A 21953-nucleotide genomic window follows, 5' to 3' on the forward strand; every position below is an offset into this window, starting at 1 on the left:
AGCGGCTACCTTTATTTTAGGACTCGCACCCAGTAAACCCCATGCTCATCACGTTTCGCACCGTGGATATCCGTCTCGAAGCCCGGATAGTGGCGCCCGACAGAGCAGAGCATCAGCAGGAAATCGAGCACCGCCCGACTCTCTTCGGTGATCATCTCCCCTGGCATCAACAGCGGAACGCCCGGCGGATAGGGCAGGATCATGTTGGCCGATACGCGTCCAACCAGATTTTCCAGCTCAACGGTTTCCACCTCCCCTTTCACCTGGCGCTGCCAGGCGTTGTGCGGGGTCAGTTTCATCTCAGGCAAGACGTCAAACGCCTGCAGCATCAGGCGCGGCAGATCGTGCTGGCGGATCAGCTTGTGGATCCCCTGGGCCAGATCCTGTATACGCATATTGCGATAAAAGTCAGGATCTTCGGCGTAGAGATCCGGCAGCATATTCTTCACCCGCAGGTTGAGATCGTACGCACGCTTAAACTCCATCAGACCGCGCAGCAGACCCATCGCGCGGGTTTTATCAATCCCAATGCTGAACAGGAACAGCAGGTTATACGGTCCGGTCTTCTCCACCACCACGCCGCGCTCATCAAGGAATTTCGCCACCAGCGCGGCGGGAATGCCTTCATCGCTCATGTTGCCCTGTTCATCCATGCCCGGCGTCAGGATCGTCACTTTTACCGGGTCGAGGAACATATGGTCGGTATCGGCATCACGGAAGCCATGCCACTCTTCACCCGGCGCGACCGGCCAGCATTCGGCCTCGTCAATCTCATCCGGCTGCCAGATATCAAAGAACCATCCGTCAGCTTCATCTTTTAACCGCTGGACTTCTTTGCGGAAATGCAGCGCGCGCTCAACAGAACGATTGATGAGACGCTTGCCCGGATTGCCGCGCAACATCGCCGCTGCTGTTTCAATAGAGGCCACCAGCGGATAACTCGGTGAGGTGGTGGTGTGCATCATAAAGGCTTCGTTAAACGTCTCTTCGTCGTATTCACCTTTGATATGAATAAGCGAGGCCTGGGAAAACGCAGCCAGCATTTTGTGCGTCGATTGCGTTTCGAAAAACACCTTGCCCGGCACGCGTTCACCGCTCATCCCGCTTTTTCCGGCATAGATGGGGTGGAAATTGGTATAGGGAACCCACGCGGAATCAAAATGGATCGAGGGGACATCCAGCGTCTGTTTGATCCAGTTGGTGTTGTACAGCAGCCCGTCATAGGTGGAGTTGGTGATCACCGCGTGGATCGGCCAGCTTGCCCCCGGGATCGCCGCGACCTTATTTTCGATGGCTGCGTGAGTGAATTCACGGCGCGGAATTCCCCCCAGGATCCCAAGCGCGTTACGCGTGGGCGACAGCCAGAGCGGCACGACATCGCTCATCATCAGCAGATGGGCCAGCGACTTATGGCAGTTCCGGTCAATGAGTAACGTACTCCCGGCTGGGGCGGCATACATGCCGACGATTTTGTTTGACGTCGAGGTGCCGTTGGTCACCATGTAACTCTGCTCGGCACCGAAGGTACGGGCGATGTACTCTTCGGCTTCCAGATGCGGGCCGGTATGATCCAGCAACGAACCAAGCTCGGTAACCGAAATCGATACGTCGGCTTTCAGCGTGTTGCCGCCAAAGAAATCATAGAACAGACAGCCTACCGGACTTTTTTGATAGGCCGTTCCCGCCATATGGCCCGGCGTGCAAAAGGTGTACTTCCCTTCCTTCACATAGGTAAACAGCGCCCGGGTAAATGGCGGCGTGATGTTATCCAGATACTCGCCGGTATATTGCTGAATGCGGGTCGCAATATCTTCAGCCACGCCGAGGGAGTATTCGAAAAACCACAGTGCCATACGCATATCCTGGGCACTGACATCCATGGTCGAGTGGGTATTGATAAACGCATACAGCGGGAGATATTCATTCAGCTTATTGATATCGCTGCACAGCTCCAGGTCGTATTCATCCCAGTCGAAGATCACGCCACAGATACGCGGGTTATGCTCAATGAACTTCAGCAAGTCAGCGCTGTTGTGCGGCCAGATCAACTGGTAGCCGCGTGACTGCAGGGCCTGCTCCAGCTCCTTGATGGGCTCATCTTTATAAAAGACGCCGTGTGGCCCCATAATGGCAATAATATTCACGGGCTTCCTCCTTAAAAAACATTAGCTAAGCATAGCCAGGGTAAACCGCAGGTATAAAAAAAGCCGCAACAGTGTGCGGCTTTTCAGATAATTGTGTAACTTACGCGTAACCGTAGGTCATCAGACGCTGGTAACGGCGGTTGAGCAGATCATCTTTGCTCAGCACATCCAGGTCGGCCAGATCGGCCAGCAACTGCGCTTTCAGTGAAGCGGCCATCACTTCCGGCTTACGATGCGCACCACCCAGAGGCTCAGGGATGACGGTATCGATCAGCTTCAGCTCTTTCAGGCGTGGGGCAATGATACCCATCGCTTCTGCAGCCAGAGGCGCTTTGTCGGCGCTCTTCCACAGAATAGAGGCACACCCTTCCGGAGAGATAACGGAATAGGTGCTGTACTGCAGCATATTCACTTTATCACCCACACCAATCGCCAGTGCACCACCGGAACCACCTTCACCGATGACGGTACAGATGACAGGCACCTTCAGGCGAGACATCTCACGCAGGTTACGTGCGATGGCTTCAGACTGACCGCGCTCTTCCGCACCCACGCCAGGGTAAGCACCCGGGGTGTCAATAAAGGTGATGATGGGCATGTTGAAACGCTCAGCCATCTCCATCAGACGCAGGGCTTTACGGTAGCCTTCTGGTGCCGGCATACCAAAGTTACGACGGATCTTCTCTTTGGTTTCACGACCTTTCTGATGGCCAATGATCATCACCGGACGTCCATCCAGACGAGCGATACCGCCAACGATAGCTTTATCGTCAGCGTAAGCGCGGTCGCCTGCCAGTTCGTCAAATTCGTCAAACGCCAGGCGGACATAATCCAGGGTGTACGGACGCTGTGGGTGACGCGCCAACTGGGCGATCTGCCATGCGCCGAGATCGGCAAAGATTTTGCGCGTCAGTTCTACGCTTTTCTCACGCAGACGATGCACTTCTTCGTCGATGTTAATATCCAGTTTTTCATCCTGACGGCTTACCGCTGTCAGAGAATCGATTTTCGCTTCCAGCTCAGCAATCGGCTGTTCGAAATCAAGGAAATTCAGACTCATAGTATTCCTGTATTAGTCAAACTCCAGTTCCACCTGCTCCGAACCAATGAGGCCACGGAGATCGTTCAGTAAACGATCGCTCGGAGAGACACGCCACGTTGCACCAAAGCGCAACCGCGCACGTGCATCCGCCCTCTGATAGTAGAGATGTACTGGAATTGTCCCCGAGCGGTGGGGTTCCAGAGACTGACGGAGTCGGTTTAAAAGCTGGTCATCAATTTGCCTGTCCGTCAGCGAGATAGCAAGCCCGCGAGCATATTTTTCCCGGGCTTCGTCAATGTCCATCACTTCGCGGGCGGTCATTTTAAGCCCCCCGCTGAAGTCATCAAAGCTGACCTGTCCGCTGACGATAAGTATGCGGTCTTTTTCCAGCAATTGCTGGTATTTATCCAGCGCGTCGGTGAATAACATCACCTCCAGACGCCCGGAACGGTCATCCAGGGTACAGATGCCGATACGATTGCCGCGCTTGGTGACCATAACCCTTGCAGCAATCACGAGCCCCGCAGCCGTGGTGATTTTACCACGTTCTGTCGGATGCATGTCTTTCAGCCTGTAGCCTCCGACATAGCGCTCAATTTCTTTGATGTACTGGTTGATCGGGTGCCCCGTCAGGTACAAGCCTAACGTTTCACGCTCACCATCCAGCACCACCTGTTCTGGCCACGGCAGACAGCTGGCGTAAGACTGCTCGATCTGCTCTGGCTCTTCCGCCAGCACGCCGAACATGTCCGCCTGGCCAATGGCTTCCGCTTTTGCGTGCTGATCCGCCGCTTTCAGCGCGTCGCCAAGCGAGTTCATCAGCGCGGCGCGGTGCGGCCCCAGCCTGTCGAACGCACCGGACATGATCAGTTTTTCCAGCACGCGGCGATTCAGTTTTTTGGTATCGGTACGGGCACACAGATCAAACAGCTCACGGAAATAACCACCGTTATTACGCGCTTCGATGATTGCCTCAATCGGCCCTTCACCTACGCCTTTGATCGCGCCGATCCCGTACACGATCTCCCCGTCGTCGTTAACGTGGAAATGGTAAAGACCCGAGTTAATATCCGGCGGCAGGATCTTCAGCCCCATGCGCCAGCACTCATCCACCAGGCCAACCACCTTCTCGGTGTTATCCATATCGGCGGTCATTACCGCCGCCATAAATTCAGCCGGATAGTGCGCCTTCAGCCACAGGGTTTGATACGACACCAAAGCATAGGCGGCAGAGTGCGATTTGTTAAATCCATACCCGGCGAATTTCTCCACCAGGTCAAAGATTTTCATGGCCAGCTCGCCGTCAACGCCGTTTTTCTTCGCGCCATCTTCAAAAATAGAGCGCTGCTTGGCCATCTCTTCCGGCTTTTTCTTACCCATTGCACGACGCAGCATATCCGCGCCGCCGAGCGTATAGCCGGAAAGCACCTGGGCAATCTGCATAACCTGTTCCTGGTACAGGATGATGCCGTAGGTTGGCTCAAGTACCGGCTTCAGGCTTTCGTGCTGCCACTGAACGTCCGGGTAGGAAATCTCTTCCCGACCATGCTTACGGTCGATAAAGTTATCTACCATCCCCGACTGCAGCGGTCCCGGACGGAACAGCGCCACCAGTGCGATCATATCTTCGAAGCAGTCTGGCTGCAGACGCTTGATCAGATCTTTCATGCCGCGGGATTCAAGCTGGAAGACCGCGGTGGTCTCCGAGCGCTGCAGCATGTCGAAACTTTTCTTGTCATCCAGTGGGATGGCCGCGATATCCAGCGGCGGCTCGCCATTCTTCTCGCGGCGGGCGTTGATCATCTCCAGCGCCCAGTTGATGATGGTGAGCGTACGCAAACCGAGGAAGTCGAACTTCACCAGCCCGGCGTATTCCACGTCGTTCTTATCAAACTGGGTAACCGGGTGCTGACCGGCTTCATCGCAGTACAGCGGCGCGAAATCGGTAATTTTGGTCGGGGCGATAACCACGCCACCCGCATGCTTACCGGCATTACGCGTGACGCCTTCCAGCTTACGCGCCATGTCGATCAGCGCTTTGACTTCTTCATCAGCTTCGTAGATTTCCGGCAGCTGCGGCTCAGCTTCAAATGCTTTTGCCAACGTCATCCCCGGATCGGGCGGCACCAGCTTAGAGATGCGGTCTACAAAACCGTACGGATGCCCCAGCACGCGGCCCACGTCGCGGATAACCGCTTTTGCCGCCATCGTACCGAAGGTAATAATCTGCGATACCGCGTCACGGCCATACATATCCGCCACGTGCTCAATCACCTGGTCACGTTTTTCCATACAGAAGTCGACGTCAAAGTCGGGCATGGAGACACGTTCCGGGTTAAGGAAACGTTCGAACAGCAGGTCAAACTCCAGAGGATCGAGGTCTGTAATCTTAAGCGCATAGGCCACCAGTGACCCTGCACCCGAACCACGTCCCGGACCAACCGGCACGCCGTTATCCTTCGACCACTGGATAAACTCCATGACGATCAGGAAGTAGCCCGGGAAGCCCATCTGGTTAATAACCTGAAGTTCAATATCCAGGCGCTCGTCATACTCCGGACGACGCTTTTTACGCTCTTCTTCATCCGGGAAAAGGAATTCCAGACGCTCTTCCAGACCTTCTTTCGATTTCATGACCAGGAAGTCTTCTGTGGTCATTTCCCCCGTCGGGAACTGCGGCAGGAAGTACTCACCAAGACGCACAGTGACGTTGCAGCGCTTGGCGATTTCGACGCTGTTTTCCAGCGCTTCAGGAATATCAGAGAAGAGTTCGCACATCTCCTCTTCGCTACGCATGTACTGCTGAGCAGAATAATTGCGCGGGCGCTTCGGATCGTCGAGAGTGAAGCCATCATGGATCGCCACGCGAATCTCATGAGCGTCAAAATCCCCGGCTTCAAGGAAGCGTACATCGTTGGTTGCCACCACGGGCAGCCCGCGCGCTTCCGCAAGCGCCACAGCAGCATGCAGATAGCTCTCTTCATCCGGACGACCAGTGCGGATCAGCTCCAGATAGTAACGATCCGGGAAGTATTCTTCGTAGAAAGACACGCACTGATCCACCAGCGCGCTATTGCCGCGCAGCAAGCATTTGCCTACATCACCCATGCGGCCGCCGGAGATCAGCAATAACCCTTCGTTCAGCTCCGCCAGCCAGTCTCTGTCAATCCATGGCCCCAGGGCGCCGTAACCGCGCTGGTAGGCTTTGGAGATAAGCAGGGTGAGATTCTGATAGCCCGTGTTATTCATCGCTAACACGGAAATTTGCGTCATTTCGTCGCCGAGCAGTTCGCTCTGCACATGAAAATCAGCACCGACGATGGGTTTCATCCCCGCCCCGTGCGCCGTTCCATAGAACTTCACCAGACCACACAAGTTGGTAAAATCGGTGATCGCCAGCGCAGGCATGCCCAGTGAGGCCGCCTTTTTTACCAGCGGCCCGGTTTTCGCCAGCCCATCGATCATGGAGTAGTCGCTATGCACCCGCAGGTGTACGAAACGTGGTTCAGCCATCTTCAGATTCCGCGTTACTTAATTGCTTGCGTATTGATTCAGGACACCAGTCCCAGCGCGCGTTTCACCGGGCCAAAACTGCGCCGGTGATGCTCGGTTGCGCCATGTTCAGCCAGCTTTTCCAGATGGAATGCTGTTGGATACCCCTTATGCTGAGCGAAGCCATACTGAGGGTAAGTGAGATCCAGCGCGGCCATTTCAGCGTCGCGGGTCACTTTGGCAATAATAGAAGCCGCACTGATTTCCGCGACCCGGCTATCCCCTTTCACTACCGCCATGGAAGGCACGGGTAATGCAGGGCAACGGTTACCGTCAATAAGAACATACTCCGGGGCAATTTTCAGCCCCGCCACCGCACGCTGCATCGCCAGCATGGTGGCATGCAGGATGTTCAACTCGTCGATTTCATGCGGCTCGGCACGCCCAAGGCTCCAGGCCAGTGCCTTGTCCTGAATCTCATCGAATAACGCCAGTCGGCGCTTCTCAGACAGCTTTTTGGAGTCGTTCAACCCGATAATCGGACGGGCAGGATCGAGGATCACCGCCGCGGTCACGACAGCGCCCACTAACGGACCGCGCCCCACTTCATCCACACCCGCCACAAGGTGGGTGTGAGGATAAATAAATTCCATCATCTTGCTAACTCCAGCACCGCATCAGCCGCTTGCTCATCGGCATTACAGCGGATCTGCTGATGCAGTTCGCGGAACGTATCATGCATCTGGTGGCTGGTCTTGCCGTTGGCAAGCAGCGGTAACAGCGCATCGGCCAGCGCCTGAGGCTGACACTCGTCCTGCAGAAGTTCTTTCACCAGCTCACGCCCGGCAAGCAGGTTTGGCAGCGAGACGTACTCCGTCTTCACCAGGCGTTTGGCCAGCCAGAAGGTGAACGGCTTCATGCGATAGCCCACCACCATCGGACATTTCGCCAGCATGCACTCCAGGGCAGCCGTGCCGGACGCCAGCAACGCGGCATCGCTCGCGACCATCGCCTCACGGCCTTTTCCATCCAGCAGATGGATGTGAAGATCCGGCGCTACCTCGGCTTTAATGCGCTCAAACTGCTCGCGGCGTTTGGCATTCACCAGTGGCACAACCACTTCGAGATCGGGATACGTATTACGCAGAATTTGCGCGGTTTTCAGGAAGTCCGCGCTCAGCATCTCCACTTCTGCGCCACGGCTGCCCGGCAGCAATGCCAGACAGTGCGCATCATGGGGGATCCCCAGCACGTCTCGCGCTGCGTTTTTATCCGGATCTAACGGCATCGCATCCGCCATGGTATGCCCGATAAAACGGCACGGAACATTAAATTTGTCGTAAAACGCTTTTTCGAAAGGCAGGAAAGCCAGCACCAGATGGGTTGACCGTCCGATTTTGAAAACGCGTTTCTGTCGCCACGCCCAAACGGACGGACTGACGTAATGAATGGTTTTAATGCCCTGCTTTTTCAGATTCCCTTCGAGGGTAATGTTGAAGTCAGGTGCATCAATACCGACAAAGACATCGGGTTTAAGCTCGGTGAAGCGGCGGGTAAGATCGGCGCGGATATGCAGCAGACGACGCAGCCGCCCCAGCACCTCAACGATGCCCATCACGGCCAGCTCTTCCATTTCGTACCAGGCTTCGCAGCCTTCAGCCTGCATTAGCGGGCCTGCAACGCCAACAAAGCGAGCATCAGGTACACGAGCCTTAAGCGCGCGGATAAGACCGGCACCAAGAATATCGCCGGAGGTTTCTCCGGCGACCAGGGCTATCGTAAGCGGACGACTGTCGACCATTAACGAATCAGACCCCTTGTGGAACGGTCAAAGAATTCCATGAACGCGTTCACTTCAGGGTGCTTTTCCGCCAGCTCGGCAATTTCCGGCTTCGCCTCTTCCAGCGTTTTGCCGCTACGGTACAATAATTTATACGCGTTGCGGATAGCAGTAATCGCTTCACGACTAAAGCCACGACGCTTGAGGCCTTCGATGTTCACGCCAAATGGCGTGGCATGGTTGCCCTGCGCAATTACATACGGTGGGACGTCCTGCGCCACACCGGAGCATCCGCCGACCATCACGTGTGCACCAATGATGCAGAACTGATGGACTGCGGTCATACCGCCAATAATTGCGAAGTCATCAACCGATACGTGTCCTGCCAGCGTTGCGTTGTTGGCAAGAATACAGCGGTCACCTACTGTACAGTCGTGCGCGATGTGCGCATTAACCATAAACAGGTTATCGCTGCCCACCTTCGTCAACCCACCACCCTGTACTGTTCCACGATGAATAGTGACGCTTTCGCGGATACGGTTACGATCGCCAATTTCCAGACGGGTCGACTCACCAGCATATTTTAAATCCTGGTTAACTTCGCCGATGGAGGCGAACTGATAGATCTCATTATTGCTGCCAATGGTCGTATGACCATTCACGACAACGTGAGATTTCAGTACTGTACCCTCACCAATTTCGACATGGGGACCAACAATACAGAACGGGCCAATGTGGACATTAGCACCAATGATGGCACCGGTTTCCACAATAGCGGTAGGATGAATAAAGGCAGATTTATCAATCACGTATCAGGACTCCCGGCTACGAGCACACATCATCGTCGCTTCGCAAACAACTTTGCCGTCAACCAGCGCTACGCCTTTGAAGCGAGTCAGGCCACGACGCGTTTTTTCAAAAGTGACTTCCATGATCATCTGATCACCAGGCACGACAGGACGCTTGAAGCGCGCTTCATCGATACCCGCGAAGTAGTACAGTTCACCCGGCTCCAGTTTGCCTACGCTTTTAAACGCAAGAATACCGGTAGCTTGTGCCATCGCTTCCAGGATCAACACACCCGGGAAGATGGGTTTACCAGGGAAGTGTCCCTGGAAGAATGGCTCGTTAACGGAGACATTTTTCACTGCGCGCAGAAAACGACCTTCTTCAAAATCCAGCACACGGTCTACCAGCAAAAACGGGTAGCGGTGCGGCAGAAGTTCTAAAATCTCTTCAATATGCAGAGTATGAGTGTCGGTAGTCAAAATACTCTTCCTGTCAAAATGTACTGATTAGCAATAATAACACGGCCTGCCGGTTTAAAAGAAAGCCGACAGGCCGGGAAATTAAGCGTTAAAAAGATGAACGCTTAGTCTTGTTGATCGATCTTGCGCTCAAGGGACTTGAGTCGCTTGCTCATATCATCAATATTCATCACCAGAGCTGCTGTTTTACGCCATACCTTGTTAGGTTGCAGCGGGATGCCTGAGGAATAGACGCCCGGCTCAGTGATAGGACGCATCACCATGCCCATTCCCGTCACTGTAACCTTGTCGCATATTTCCATATGACCATTGATCACACTGGCACCGCCGATCATGCAGTAACGGCCAATTTTCAGGCTGCCTGCCATGATGACGCCACCTGCAACCGCGGTATTGTCGCCAATCACAACGTTATGCGCAATCTGGCACTGATTATCGATAATAACACCGTTGCCGATAATGGTGTCGTCAAGCGCACCACGGTCAATGGTGGTGCAGGCACCGATCTCAACGCGATCGCCAATGATAACGCGACCAAGTTGCGGGATCTTAACCCAATTACCACGATCGTTAGCGTAGCCAAAACCGTCAGAACCAATCACAGTGCTGGACTGAACGAGGCAATTTTCGCCGATTTCCACTTCATGGTAGACGGACACATTGGCCCACAAACGGGTCCCGGCGCCGATTTTTGTGTTTTTCCCAACGAAGCAGCCCGGGCCGATAACGACGTTATCGCCCAGCACGACGCCAGACTCAATAACGGCATTTGCGCCGACTGCTACGTTGTTACCCAGCTGAGCCGTCGGATCGATTGCTGCACTGGCAGCAATATTTTGCGCCGGCTGCGGCGTGGTATCAAGAATTTGTGCCATGCGGGCATAGGTCAGGTAGGGATTTTTCACTACCAGTGCCGCACCAGTGGCAAACGGAAGATCGTCCTGCGTCAGAACAACAGCCGACGCCTGGCATTGAGCCAGATGTTCACGGTACTTAGCGCTTACCATGAAGGTGATATTGCCAGCTTTAGCAGATTGCATGGACGCAACAGCGGTGATGACGATATCGCCATCACCGTGTAATTCTGCATCCAACTGCTGAGCTAAATCAGCCAGTCGAATTGAAGGCATTACTTATTTAACCTGTTTCAGAACATCAGCGGTGATGTCTTTAACATCGCTGCTGTTGAAAGCAACGGCGTTCGCATCGACAACCAGATCGATGTTCTGATCGGCAGCAACTGCTTTAACAGCAGTCTGAATGCGAGTCACCAGCTTGCCACGCTCTTCGTTAGAACGACGCTGACGATCCTGCTCAAAAGCCTGCGCTTTCTGGGAGAACGTCTGGCGCTGAGCCATTACGTCTTTTTCCAGTTTGCTGCGGTCGCTTGCTTTCATGGTAGAACCATCACGCTGCAGACGCTGCATTTTGGACTGAAGATCGTTTTCCATACCCTGCAGTTCGCTTGCACGGCCTTTGAATTCGTTTTCCAGAGTCGCAGAAACGCCTGTTTTCTGTGCAACCTGCTGGAACAAATTACCCATGTTGACGATTGCAATTTTGTCTGCTGCCTGAGCAGAAGTTGCCATCGCTAAACCGAGACCTGCAGCTAATAACCACTTTTTCACAATTAACTCCTTACCATCCCATTGGTACCCGAAGGTACCGTTCTTTGCGTGGCAAGGCGATCGTTTTACCGATCGCCGGTTGTCAGCGCTACACTGCCAACGCATTCCTTTGCCGCGGAGAATTACCAGGTTTTACCAATGTTAAACTGGAATTGCTCCGACTTATCTCCATCATATTTCTTAAACGGCTGGGCGTAAGAGAAGACCAACGGCCCCAGCGGTGACATCCATTGTAATGCGATACCTGCAGACATGCGAATGTTGCCCGGATCGCTGTAGTCTGGAACGCCTGCCGCACGCATCTGGGCAGTATTCTCCCAGTTGGTATCCCACACTGTACCGGCATCCATAAAGAAGGAGGTACGGACAGAGTTTGCGTACTTGTCGCTGATAAACGGCGTCGGCGTGATGAACTCAAGGCTCGCCACGGCCATAGCGTTACCGCCTACCGCATCATCAGAGCTACAAACCTGTTTTGAATCCCGGCTTGCGCAGTTATCTTCGTCATTACCGCCGTAATAAACCGCTTTCGGACCAATGTTATTGGACTGGAAGCCACGAACGGTGCTGGAACCACCGGCGTAGAAGTTCTCATAGAACGGCATCTCTTTGCCGCCTAAACCATCGCCATAGCCCCAACGGGTACGACCCAGAACCACCCACTTGTGATCGTCATCGATCGGGAAGTACGAGGCAGTATCAAGCGTTAACTTGTAGAACTCGTTATCAGACCCTGGAATAGTCACTTTACCATTCAGGTTGACACGAGAACCTTCCGTAGGGAAGTAACCACGGTCAAGGCGGTTATACGTCCAGCCGTAGTTGAAGGTGAAGTCATCCGCAGCAAAACCGTTGTTATCGCTGGAGGTGCTCGCCGACTGGCCGATAGAGTCCAGATAACGCCACATTGCCACCTGCGGTTGCATATTGGACAGGTCGTTATGCACGTAACCTAAGCCCGCACGCAGGGTGTTGTATTCGTTAACCGGGAATCCAAGCGTACCGTCTACACCGTAGCTCTTGTTGGTGTAGGAAGACAGATCCGCGTCGTCTGCTTTAAAGTCGTTATAGAAGATACGACCACCCAGGCTCACACCATCGACGGTGAAGTATGGGTTAGTAACAGAGAACTCAGAGTAGGTCTGGTAGTCGTTTTTGGTCCCGTTGATGCCAACAGAGTAACCGGTACCCAGCCAGTTATCCTGCTGAACGCCCACCTGGAAGCTCACGCCGCTTTCAGTACCGTAGCCCACACCGAAGTTAAAGCTACCGGTATTACGCTCTTTCACCTTGTAAACGACGTCAACCTGGTCCGGGCTGCCCGGCACACGCTGGGTATCAGTATCAACAGTTTCAAAATAGCCCAGACGGTTCAGACGCTCTTTACCCTGGTCAACGAGGTCGCTACCTAACCATGCACCTTCCATCTGGCGCATTTCGCGACGCAGAACAGAATCTTTGGAGGTGTCGTTACCTTCGAAGCGGATCTTACGCACGTAGAAACGGTTGCCCGCATCAACGTTGACGTGAAGCTTAACGGTTTTATCCGCATCGTTGATTTCTGGCTGAGTTTGAACACGCGGATAGGCATAACCATAGCGGCCGAGCAGCTTCTTAATGCCGTCTTCCATTTTGGTTACTTTAGAACCGCTGTACAGATCGCCCGGCTGAATTTTGGTCAGCGATTCGATCTCAGCAGAATGCCCCGCCAGGTTGCCACTCACTTCAACACCCGAAAGCTTGTACTGATCGCCTTCTGTGATGTTAATCGTAATGTAGATCCCTTTCTTATCCGGGGTCAGACTCACCTGAGTCGAGTCGATGTTGAAACGGGCATAACCACGATCCAGATAGTAGCTGCGCAGGGTCTCAAGGTCGCCCGCCAGTTTCTGTTTCTGGTATTTGCGATCGCCCACCACGTTCCACCACGGCACTTCATCACGCAGCTGGAAGGTGGAGATCAGTTCGTCGGTGGTGAACGCGTGGTTCCCTACGATGTTGATCTGTTGGATCTTCGCAGAGACACCTTCCTGGAAGACCAGTTTCAGGTCAACACGGTTACGCGGCAGCGGAGTGACTACCGCTTTCACGCTGGCACTGTACTTACCGACGCTGTAATAGAAATCTTCCAGACCTTTTTCAATGTCTGAAAGGGTTGTGCGGTCCAGAGACTCCCCCACACGAACACCGGATGCTTCAAGGTTCTGCTTGAGCATGTCATCTTTCACCGACTTGTTACCGGAGAAAGTGATACTGGCGATCGTCGGACGTTCTTTCACCTGAACCAGCAGCGTATCACCATCGCGCAGGACGCGGACATCCTCAAAGTTGCCGGTGGCAAACAGAGCACGGATGGTGTTACTGATGTCATCATCATTAACCGTATCGCCGGGGCGCACAGGCATACTGAGGAGGGCCGCACCAACGGCGACACGCTGAAGGCCTTCGAAATGAATGTCTTTCACTACGAACCCGTCAGCACCGTATACGGTGGCGCTGCTAAACAGCAGCGACGCTATGAGCAACTTTTTCATCGCCATCGTTATTATGCGTTCTTCCTAACTAACTCTCTTACAACCGAGAGAAATCATTGAAAAGTGCAAGCCCCATTAACAGCACCAGCAAAATCGAGCCAATGCGATAACTAAAGTCTTGAACTCGCTCGGATACCGGCCCGCCTTTTAGCTTTTCAATCGCTAAAAACAGCAGATGACCCCCGTCTAAAACGGGAAGCGGGAACAGGTTGATGATCCCAAGGTTCACGCTAATGAGCGCGAGAAACATGAGATAGTAAATCACCCCGAACTCCGCTGACATCCCAGCCCCCTGGGCTATCGAAATTGGCCCACTGAGGTTGTTCAGTTTCACATCACCGGTTATCAATTTCCCCAACATGTTTACCGTCAGCTTCATCAGTTGCCATGTTTTATCCGTGGCTTCAAGGATGGCGCTGAACGGCCCATACTGGCGTATTGTTTTGTACTCATCTGGCAGCGGGATCACTTTAGGCACAACCCCTGCAAACCCTTCTGCCTTTTTGCCGACCGATTTACTATCCGGGATCAGCGTCAGCGAGAGCGGACTGCCCTGCCTTTCAACTTCCAGCGCGAGCGACGTACCCGGATTATCGCGCACCAGAGTAACAAAGGTCATCCACTGTGTTAATGGCTGACCATCGACTTTAACGATCCTGTCGCCAGCTTGCAAACCCGCTTTGCTCGCCGCCGAATTTGCCTGAACTTCGGCTAATATCGGTTCGATCTGCGCACCACGTGGGCGAATCCCCAGCGCAGAGACGGGATCTTCTTTGTCAGGTTCGAAACTCCAGTGACGCAAATCCAGCACTTTATTCTGTCGCTGGTCAGAGCCAAACGGCGACACGCTGACCGTGGTCTGCTCATCACCGATTTTGGCGACCAGCTGCAGTCGCACGGCATCCCAATCAGGGGTTTCGATGCCATCAATCGCTTTAAGTTCCATCCCTGGTGTAATTTGCGCACTTGCCGCGATGGAATTGGGGGCGATTTCACCCACAACCGGACGCACGCCAGGGACGCCGATGATAAACACCAGCCAGTAGGCGAAGATAGCGAAGATAAAATTGGCTACCGGTCCGGCAGCAATGATGGCGGCACGTTGTCCAACGGTTTTGTTGTTGAACGCGCTGTGCCGAAGCTCAGGGGCCACAGGCTCAACACGTTCGTCGAGCATTTTGACGTAGCCACCAAGCGGGATAAGGGCGATGACAAATTCGGTGCCGTGACGATCGGTTCGCGTCCAGAGCGATTTGCCAAAACCGATGGAGAATCGCTCTACGCGCACACCGCAGCGGCGAGCAACCCAGAAATGGCCAAATTCATGCACGGTAATCAGTACACCCAGTGCAACAATGAACGCCGCCAGATTCCAGAGAATGCTCAGCATAAAACCTTCCGTTAAATCGTCCCGAATACCAGTAAAAGCAGACAAGCAAACACGGGAACAGCCGCTGTCAGGCTGTCAATGCGATCCAGTATCCCGCCATGCCCTGGAATCAGATGTCCGCTGTCCTTAATCCCTGCTTCTCGCTTGAACATACTTTCGGTTAAATCACCGAGTACCGAGGCCAGCGCGGCAAAAATCGAGCACACCAGCAGTATTGACGGTGCAACCTCCAGATTCGCCCAGACACCATAGCCCCAGGAGATAATCGCTGCCGTAAACAAGCCGCCGATGAATCCTTGCCAGGTTTTGCCCGGCGACACCTTCGGAGCCAGTTTATGTTTGCCAAACAGTTTACCAAACATATAGGCCCCAGAGTCAGCCCCCCAGACCAGAATCATCACATAAAGCAGCCAAAGCGCACCGCTGTAGTGGTTTTCGTCGTAGTGCCAGGCGCGCAGGGCAACCATACCCCAGAAAAAAGGCACAATGGTGAGCAGGCCAAAAATGAGGCGCAGCACTTTTGAGTTACGCCACAGCGACGCGGATCCCGGATAAAAAAGCACCAGAACCAGCGCGGCAATCCACCAGGCCAGCGATACCCACAGGGAACCGGCAACCAGTGGTTGGTGAATATCATGGTGATATTCAGGCAAGGTAAACAGCATCAGGGCCAGGATTAAGCCACAGAGTACCGCCAGCCATACCCGCTGACTGCGCGACGTAAAGCCGCTAAACTGTCCCCATTCCCACGCGGCGAGCATACACACCACCAGCGTGACAATAGCGAATCCCACCGGGGGCAGTAAAAACAGCGCCGCAATGACAATGGGTATTAATACAAAAGCGGAAATCAGGCGATACTTCAGCAAAAGCTACCCCCATCAGGCTTTGTCGCCACCAGGCTCGGTGCCGCCGAAACGACGCTCTCGATTGGCAAAGGCATGCAGCGCACCTTCAAAGTCTTGTTCATCAAAATCGGGCCAAAGCACATCCGTAAAGTAAAGTTCGGCATAGGCAATTTGCCACAGCAAAAAGTTACTTATGCGATGTTCTCCCCCTGTCCTAATTACCAAATCCACCGGTGCCAGTTCATTCATGCAGATTTGCTGACTCAGCGCTTCTTCATCAATTTGGTCGGGTCTCAACAGCCCTTCCTGAACCTGTTCAGCCAGATGCCGAACACCCTGGATAATATCCCAGCGTCCGCCGTAATTCGCCGCGATATTCAGCGTCAGACCCGTGTTATTTTCAGTCAGCGCTTCTGCTTTACGAATCCGTTCCTGCAAACGTGAGTTAAAACGACTGGTTTCGCCGATGACGCGCAGGCGGACGTTGTGGCGGTGCAGGCTTTTTACTTCGCTGTCGAGCGCCCACACAAACAGTTCCATCAACGCAGTGACTTCCTGCGCAGGTCGATTCCAGTTTTCACTGCTAAAAGCATAGAGCGTTAACGCATCAATGCCGTTATTGGCGGCAAAAGAAACGGCGCGGCGAACAGATTTCGCCCCAGCTTTATGCCCAAAGGCTCGTATCTTCCCTTGTCTTTTCGCCCAGCGGCCATTGCCATCCATGATGATTGCTACATGACGGCAGCCATGAGCTGGCAAGTTTTCGCTTATTGGTTGATTCGCAGACAACATAACGCGTTTTTAGTCCCTGAAAAGGATTTAACGGTACTCAGGAATACTGAAGCCTATACGTAAAAAAGCCGTGTCAAACCACGGCTTACCTGACCACTTAAAGTCAAATACCTGCGATCAGGTGGCGCAGACTATATCACCGAAGCCCAACGCTAACAAATAGCACGACGACTAGTGCTTGCTTTATCACCAGCTTGCGAGACGTGTCACCTGTTTACGCGCAATAATACGAGCCTGCTCATCCACCGCCAGCACCTCTTCCACGCTTTGTGGTTCGCGCAGATCCATCAACTCCAGCACCGACAAATTCAGCATAGCGATATCGGTAAAACGGATCTGCTGATTCAGAAATGCTTCAACGGTAATTTCATTGGCTGCGTTCAGTGCTGTCGTCGCCGCCTGCCCCTGGTCAAAGGCATTCATTGCAAGCTTCAGACACGGATAGCGATCGTAGTCAGGTTCACTGAACGTCAGGGAACTCAGCTTGCAGAAATCGAGTGGCTTCACGCCAGATTTCACCCGTTCCGGCCACGCCATTGCATGTGCAATTGGCGTACGCATATCCGGCTCTCCCAGCTGTGCCAGCACGCTGCCGTCCTGATAGCGCACCATCGAGTGAATCACCGATTGCGGGTGGATCAGCACTTCCATCTGTTTCGCCGACGCGTTAAACAGCCAGCGAGCTTCAATGTATTCCAGACCTTTGTTCATCATAGTGGCGGAATCAACGGAGATCTTACGCCCCATTGACCAGTTCGGATGACGGCACGCCTGATCTGGCGTCATTGCGCTCAGTTCAGACAGTGGCGTTTCACGAAACGGGCCACCAGACCCGGTAAGCAAAATCGATACAACCCCATTCTGCTCCAGGTCAGCGTACCCCAGGTTCTGCTGAAAAGGTTGCGGTAAACTCTGAAAAATGGCGTTGTGCTCGCTGTCGACCGGCAAAAGTCGTGCTCCGCGCTGCTTAACCGCCTCCATAAACAGGCGTCCGCAGGTCACCAGCGACTCTTTATTCGCCAGCAGAACATCTTTACCGGCATCGATGGCGGCCAGCGTCGGCAGCAACCCGGCAGCGCCAACAATGGCGGCCATCACCTGATCGACCTCATCCAGCGCAGCCATCTCACAGGCAGCCTGTTGCCCGCTCAGGACCTCGGTACGACAGCCCTTCTCTTGCAGAACGGCTTTCAGCTGGCGGGCGCTCTCTTCGTCATCCATGACCGCATAGCGGGGCGTAAACTCCAGACACTGCTCGACCATTCGCTGCACATTCTTCCCGGCCACCAGTGCTGTCACGGTGTAAAGCGCGGGGTTGTGGCGTACAACGTCGAGAGTGCTGCAACCGATAGATCCGGTTGAGCCAAGGAGAGTTAAATGCTTCATGAGATGCCCGAAAAAAGTTAGACCAGATAAAAGCAAAACGCCGCCAGCAAGACCCGAAGTCCCTCTGAACGGCGTTTATCAGTGTAAGACAGAAATCAGAACTGCATCAGTTCCGCTTCTTTATCTGCCAGCGCCGCATCAATTTTCTTGATGGCCGCGTCAGTCATTTTCTGAATGTCGTCCTGGGAACGACGATCGTCATCTTCACTGATCTCTTTTTCTTTCAGCAGCGCTTTCACTTTATCGTTCGCGTCGCGACGGACGTTACGCACGGAAACACGACCCTGCTCAGCTTCACCACGCACCACTTTGATCAGGTCTTTACGACGCTCTTCCGTCAGCGGAGGCAGCGGAACACGGATATCAGCACCCGCAGAGCTTGGGTTCAGACCAAGGTCAGACGCCATGATCGCTTTCTCAACCGCCGGTCCCATAGAACGATCGAACACGTTGATTTTCAGCGTACGGGTATCTTCTACGGTAACGCTCGCCAGCTGACGCAGCGGGGTTGGCGTACCGTAGTACTCTACGATGATGCCATCCAGCAGGCTTGGGGAAGCACGGCCAGTACGGATCTTGCTGATTTGGGTTTTGAACGCTTCTACGCATTTTTCCATGCGTACTTCAGCATCTTTTCTGATGTCGTTAATCACGTTACGAATCCTTGAAAACTTGTCTCAGGCAGACTATCCGCCAGCACAGCGCTACAGGTGTGCTAAGTATAGTCGCGTTTAATTCATGACAACGCCAAAGGCGCGCCCGGGTAAGATACCACTACAAAATAAAGCGGAATCTTACCTGTATTTATCGCCGACGGAAATTATTCCGTGATCAATGTGCCTTCTTTTTCACCCATGACCACGCGACGCAGTGCGCCAGGCTTGTTCATGTTGAAGACACGGATCGGCAGTTTGTGGTCGCGAGCCAGCGTGAAGGCGGCAAGATCCATCACTTTCAGCTCTTTTTCCAGTACTTCGCTGTAGGACAGCTGATCGTACATGGTAGCAGAGGGATCTTTTGCCGGGTCGGCGGTAAACACGCCATCCACTTTGGTGGCTTTCAGCACCACATCGGCTTCGATTTCGATACCGCGCAGGCAGGCAGCGGAATCGGTCGTAAAGAACGGGTTACCCGTACCGGCGGAGAGGATCACCACGCGGTTGTTGCGCAGCAGGCTGATGGCTTCTGCCCAGCTGTAGTTATCGCACACGCCATTCAAAGGAATAGCGGACATCAGGCGGGCATTCACATAGGCACGATGGAGCGCATCACGCATTGCCAGACCGTTCATCACGGTTGCCAGCATACCCATATGGTCGCCCACAACGCGGTTCATCCCCGCTTTCGCCAGACCAGCACCACGGAAAAGGTTGCCACCGCCAATGACCACGCCGACCTGAATACCCAGTTCGACAAGTTCTTTGATCTCCTGTGCCATGCGGTCGAGAATGCTTGCGTCAATACCGAAGCCTTCCGATCCCTGCAGCGCTTCGCCACTCAGCTTAAGCAGAATGCGTTTGTACACGGGTTTTGCATTGGTAGCCATGTTTCTTTCCTGAGACTGTCAACGATTAAGATGGGGGTAAATTCTGGCGACATAGTATGTCGCATACCAGCACAGCGATACGGGATCCTGTCTGATTTTCGTCTGACGGGTGACAAAAAGAAGCCGCCCTCAGGCGGCTCCTTTTTCATCATTAAGACTGCTTGGACATTGCAGCAACTTCTGCTGCGAAGTCAGTCTCAACTTTCTCAATGCCTTCGCCCACTTCGAAGCGGATGAAGCCAGTGACGTCAGCGTTGTGCTCTTTCAGCAGCTGAGCAACGGACTTGCTTGGATCCATAACGAAAGGCTGGCCAGTCAGAGAAACTTCGCCGGTGAATTTCTTCATGCGGCCTTCAACCATTTTCTCTGCGATTTCTTTTGGCTTACCAGACTGCATCGCGATGTCCAGCTGAACCTGGTACTCTTTCTCTACCACTTCAGCAGACACGTCTTCTGGCTTAACGAATTCTGGTTTGCTTGCAGCGATGTGCATTGCCAGCTGTTTAACCAGCTCTTCGTCAGCGCCTTTAGCCGCAACCAGAACACCGATACGCGCACCGTGCTGGTAAGAACCCAGAACGTCGCCTTCCAGGGAAGCCACGCGACGGATGTTGATGTTCTCACCGATTTTAGCAACCAGCGCAACACGTTCTTCTTCGAACTGTGCTTTCAGAACTTCAACGTCAGTGATTTTGCCAGCAACAGCTGCGTCCAGAACTTTGTTAGCAAATGCCTGGAAACCACCATCTTTAGCAACGAAGTCAGTCTGGCAGTTAACTTCCAGAATGATGCCGTAGGTGCCGTCGATTTTAGTGATGATCACGCCGTCAGCAGCAACGTTGCCTGCTTTTTTAGCTGCTTTGATCGCACCGGATTTACGCATGTTTTCGATTGCCAGCTCGATGTCGCCGTTCGCTTCAGTCAGCGCTTTTTTGCAATCCATCATGCCTGCGCCAGTACGCTCGCGCAGCTCTTTTACCAGGGATGCGGTAATTTCAGCCATTCTTAAATCCTCGGGAGATGTGAACTGCCCGGCCTGCGGCCAAACAGTATAAATTGAAAAAAGGGGCCGATAATGGGCCCCTATTCATACACGGTACTAATAAGGGGTGAAACCTTATTATTCAGCTTCTACGAAGCTTTCTTCCGCCTGAGAAGCCAGATCCTGGGAACGGCCTTCACGAACGGTAGCAGCTACAGCGCTCAGGTACAGGCTAACAGCACGGATTGCGTCGTCGTTACCCGGGATAACGAAGTCAACACCGTCCGGATCGGAGTTGGTATCAACGATAGCGAATACCGGGATACCCAGGTTGTTAGCTTCTTTGATTGCGATGTGCTCGTGGTCTGCATCGATTACGAACAGCGCGTCTGGCAGGCCGCCCATATCTTTGATACCGCCCAGGCTGTTTTCCAGCTTGTCCAGCTCACGAGTGCGCATCAGCGCTTCTTTCTTAGTCAGCTTGTCGAAAGTACCGTCCTGAGACTGGGTTTCCAGATCTTTCAGGCGCTTGATGGACTGACGAACAGTTTTCCAGTTGGTCAGCATGCCGCCCAACCAGCGATGGTTCACGAAGAACTGGTCGCAGCTGTTAGCAGCATCTTTCACAGCTTCGCTTGCAGCGCGCTTAGTACCAACGAACAGAATCTTACCTTTACGGGAAGCGATCTTGTTCAGCTCAGCCAGGGCTTCGTTGAACATTGGTACCGTTTTCTCAAGGTTGATGATGTGAACTTTGTTACGTGCGCCGAAGATGAAAGGCTTCATTTTCGGGTTCCAGTAACGGGTCTGGTGACCAAAGTGAACACCAGCCTTGAGCATGTCGCGCATGGAAACAGTTGCCATGTTTAAAACCTCTATATTGAAAGTTGGGGTTATGCCTCCACGTATCCCATATTACCGACCCCGAAGGGCACCCCGGAATATGTGCCGATACGTGTGTGTTGTTACACAAAGTGAGATTTGTCGCTTCCGTCCAGCCTGTGTATCTGAGATGGATCGGAAGTCCGGCGCGCTTTATACCACAAAACACGGCCAGAAACCAATAGTTGTTGGCTGAGTGTGCTGTTAATGATTCTCAGTTTGGCACGGGGTGCGCCTGA

18 protein-coding genes are annotated in these 21953 nt (G+C 53.5%); all 18 read right to left on the reverse strand.

Annotation, left to right across the window (positions count from 1 at the left end):
* Positions 1–11 precede the first annotated feature (11 nt).
* Entirely contained in the window at positions 12–2144 is a 2133-nt protein-coding gene (locus NQ842_RS19945) for a lysine decarboxylase LdcC (protein WP_046889291.1), read from the reverse strand.
* A 100-nt stretch (positions 2145–2244) separates the two neighbouring features.
* Complete coding sequence (gene accA / locus NQ842_RS19950; protein WP_014830718.1) at positions 2245–3204, reverse strand: acetyl-CoA carboxylase carboxyl transferase subunit alpha; 960 nt, start codon at positions 3202–3204, stop codon at positions 2245–2247.
* A 12-nt stretch (positions 3205–3216) separates the two neighbouring features.
* The gene (gene dnaE, locus NQ842_RS19955) at positions 3217–6699 is read right to left on the reverse strand and encodes a DNA polymerase III subunit alpha (protein WP_014830717.1); all 3483 of its coding nucleotides are present in this window, start codon (positions 6697–6699) and stop codon (positions 3217–3219) included.
* A 38-nt stretch (positions 6700–6737) separates the two neighbouring features.
* On the reverse strand, positions 6738–7334 hold the full coding sequence (rnhB, locus tag NQ842_RS19960) for a ribonuclease HII (protein ID WP_047360381.1): 597 nt from the start codon (positions 7332–7334) through the stop codon (positions 6738–6740).
* The gene (gene lpxB, locus NQ842_RS19965; RefSeq protein ID WP_014830715.1) at positions 7331–8479 is read right to left on the reverse strand and encodes a lipid-A-disaccharide synthase; all 1149 of its coding nucleotides are present in this window, start codon (positions 8477–8479) and stop codon (positions 7331–7333) included. The genes rnhB and lpxB overlap by 4 nt, the downstream gene beginning before the upstream one ends.
* Positions 8479–9267 (reverse strand): acyl-ACP--UDP-N-acetylglucosamine O-acyltransferase, encoded by a 789-nt coding sequence (gene lpxA / locus NQ842_RS19970; protein WP_013095662.1) that lies wholly within the window; start codon positions 9265–9267, stop codon positions 8479–8481. Before lpxA ends, lpxB begins: the two co-directional genes overlap by 1 nt.
* A gap of 3 nt (positions 9268–9270) precedes the next feature.
* A complete protein-coding gene (gene fabZ / locus NQ842_RS19975; RefSeq protein WP_010426706.1) occupies positions 9271–9726 on the reverse strand; it encodes a 3-hydroxyacyl-ACP dehydratase FabZ in 456 nt (151 codons plus the stop codon).
* A 104-nt stretch (positions 9727–9830) separates the two neighbouring features.
* Positions 9831–10856, reverse strand: a complete 1026-nt coding sequence (lpxD, locus tag NQ842_RS19980; RefSeq protein WP_063426417.1) for a UDP-3-O-(3-hydroxymyristoyl)glucosamine N-acyltransferase — start codon at positions 10854–10856, stop codon at positions 9831–9833.
* A 3-nt stretch (positions 10857–10859) separates the two neighbouring features.
* On the reverse strand, positions 10860–11354 hold the full coding sequence (skp, locus tag NQ842_RS19985; protein WP_014830714.1) for a molecular chaperone Skp: 495 nt from the start codon (positions 11352–11354) through the stop codon (positions 10860–10862).
* A gap of 122 nt (positions 11355–11476) precedes the next feature.
* Positions 11477–13894: an outer membrane protein assembly factor BamA gene (gene bamA, locus NQ842_RS19990; protein ID WP_014830713.1), complete on the reverse strand. Its 2418-nt coding sequence runs from the start codon at positions 13892–13894 to the stop codon at positions 11477–11479.
* Between the two features lie 31 nt (positions 13895–13925).
* On the reverse strand, positions 13926–15278 hold the full coding sequence (rseP, locus tag NQ842_RS19995; protein WP_014830712.1) for a sigma E protease regulator RseP: 1353 nt from the start codon (positions 15276–15278) through the stop codon (positions 13926–13928).
* A gap of 11 nt (positions 15279–15289) precedes the next feature.
* Positions 15290–16147, reverse strand: a complete 858-nt coding sequence (gene cdsA, locus NQ842_RS20000; RefSeq protein ID WP_014830711.1) for a phosphatidate cytidylyltransferase — start codon at positions 16145–16147, stop codon at positions 15290–15292.
* A gap of 12 nt (positions 16148–16159) precedes the next feature.
* Positions 16160–16918 carry a (2E,6E)-farnesyl-diphosphate-specific ditrans,polycis-undecaprenyl-diphosphate synthase gene (gene ispU, locus NQ842_RS20005; protein WP_014830710.1) on the reverse strand — a complete coding sequence of 253 codons (759 nt, stop codon included), beginning with the start codon at positions 16916–16918 and terminating at the stop codon, positions 16160–16162.
* A 186-nt stretch (positions 16919–17104) separates the two neighbouring features.
* Complete coding sequence (gene ispC / locus NQ842_RS20010) at positions 17105–18304, reverse strand: 1-deoxy-D-xylulose-5-phosphate reductoisomerase (RefSeq protein ID WP_014830709.1); 1200 nt, start codon at positions 18302–18304, stop codon at positions 17105–17107.
* 95 nt (positions 18305–18399) lie between these two features.
* A complete protein-coding gene (gene frr / locus NQ842_RS20015; protein ID WP_008501909.1) occupies positions 18400–18957 on the reverse strand; it encodes a ribosome recycling factor in 558 nt (185 codons plus the stop codon).
* Positions 18958–19124: 167 nt separating this feature from the next.
* A complete protein-coding gene (gene pyrH / locus NQ842_RS20020) occupies positions 19125–19850 on the reverse strand; it encodes a UMP kinase (protein WP_003856194.1) in 726 nt (241 codons plus the stop codon).
* Between the two features lie 151 nt (positions 19851–20001).
* A complete protein-coding gene (gene tsf / locus NQ842_RS20025) occupies positions 20002–20853 on the reverse strand; it encodes a translation elongation factor Ts (RefSeq protein WP_014830708.1) in 852 nt (283 codons plus the stop codon).
* A 117-nt stretch (positions 20854–20970) separates the two neighbouring features.
* Positions 20971–21696 (reverse strand): 30S ribosomal protein S2, encoded by a 726-nt coding sequence (rpsB, locus tag NQ842_RS20030; RefSeq protein WP_013095653.1) that lies wholly within the window; start codon positions 21694–21696, stop codon positions 20971–20973.
* Between the last annotated feature and the right edge of the window lie 257 nt (positions 21697–21953).

The sequence above is a fragment of the Enterobacter cloacae complex sp. R_G8 genome (genome assembly GCF_024599795.1).
Taxonomy (GTDB): Bacteria; Pseudomonadota; Gammaproteobacteria; order Enterobacterales; family Enterobacteriaceae; genus Enterobacter; species Enterobacter dissolvens.

Coding starts and splice junctions, on each gene's coding strand:
- lpxD (WP_063426417.1), bottom strand. CDS start 10,856: ATGCCTTCAATTCGACTGGCTGATTTAGCTCAGCAGTTGGATGCAGAA.
- pyrH (WP_003856194.1), bottom strand. CDS start 19,850: ATGGCTACCAATGCAAAACCCGTGTACAAACGCATTCTGCTTAAGCTG.
- lpxB (WP_014830715.1), bottom strand. CDS start 8,479: ATGGTCGACAGTCGTCCGCTTACGATAGCCCTGGTCGCCGGAGAAACC.
- accA (WP_014830718.1), bottom strand. CDS start 3,204: ATGAGTCTGAATTTCCTTGATTTCGAACAGCCGATTGCTGAGCTGGAA.
- rseP (WP_014830712.1), bottom strand. CDS start 15,278: ATGCTGAGCATTCTCTGGAATCTGGCGGCGTTCATTGTTGCACTGGGT.
- ispC (WP_014830709.1), bottom strand. CDS start 18,304: ATGAAGCATTTAACTCTCCTTGGCTCAACCGGATCTATCGGTTGCAGC.
- ispU (WP_014830710.1), bottom strand. CDS start 16,918: ATGTTGTCTGCGAATCAACCAATAAGCGAAAACTTGCCAGCTCATGGC.
- rpsB (WP_013095653.1), bottom strand. CDS start 21,696: ATGGCAACTGTTTCCATGCGCGACATGCTCAAGGCTGGTGTTCACTTT.
- rnhB (WP_047360381.1), bottom strand. CDS start 7,334: ATGATGGAATTTATTTATCCTCACACCCACCTTGTGGCGGGTGTGGAT.
- dnaE (WP_014830717.1), bottom strand. CDS start 6,699: ATGGCTGAACCACGTTTCGTACACCTGCGGGTGCATAGCGACTACTCC.
- tsf (WP_014830708.1), bottom strand. CDS start 20,853: ATGGCTGAAATTACCGCATCCCTGGTAAAAGAGCTGCGCGAGCGTACT.
- bamA (WP_014830713.1), bottom strand. CDS start 13,894: ATGGCGATGAAAAAGTTGCTCATAGCGTCGCTGCTGTTTAGCAGCGCC.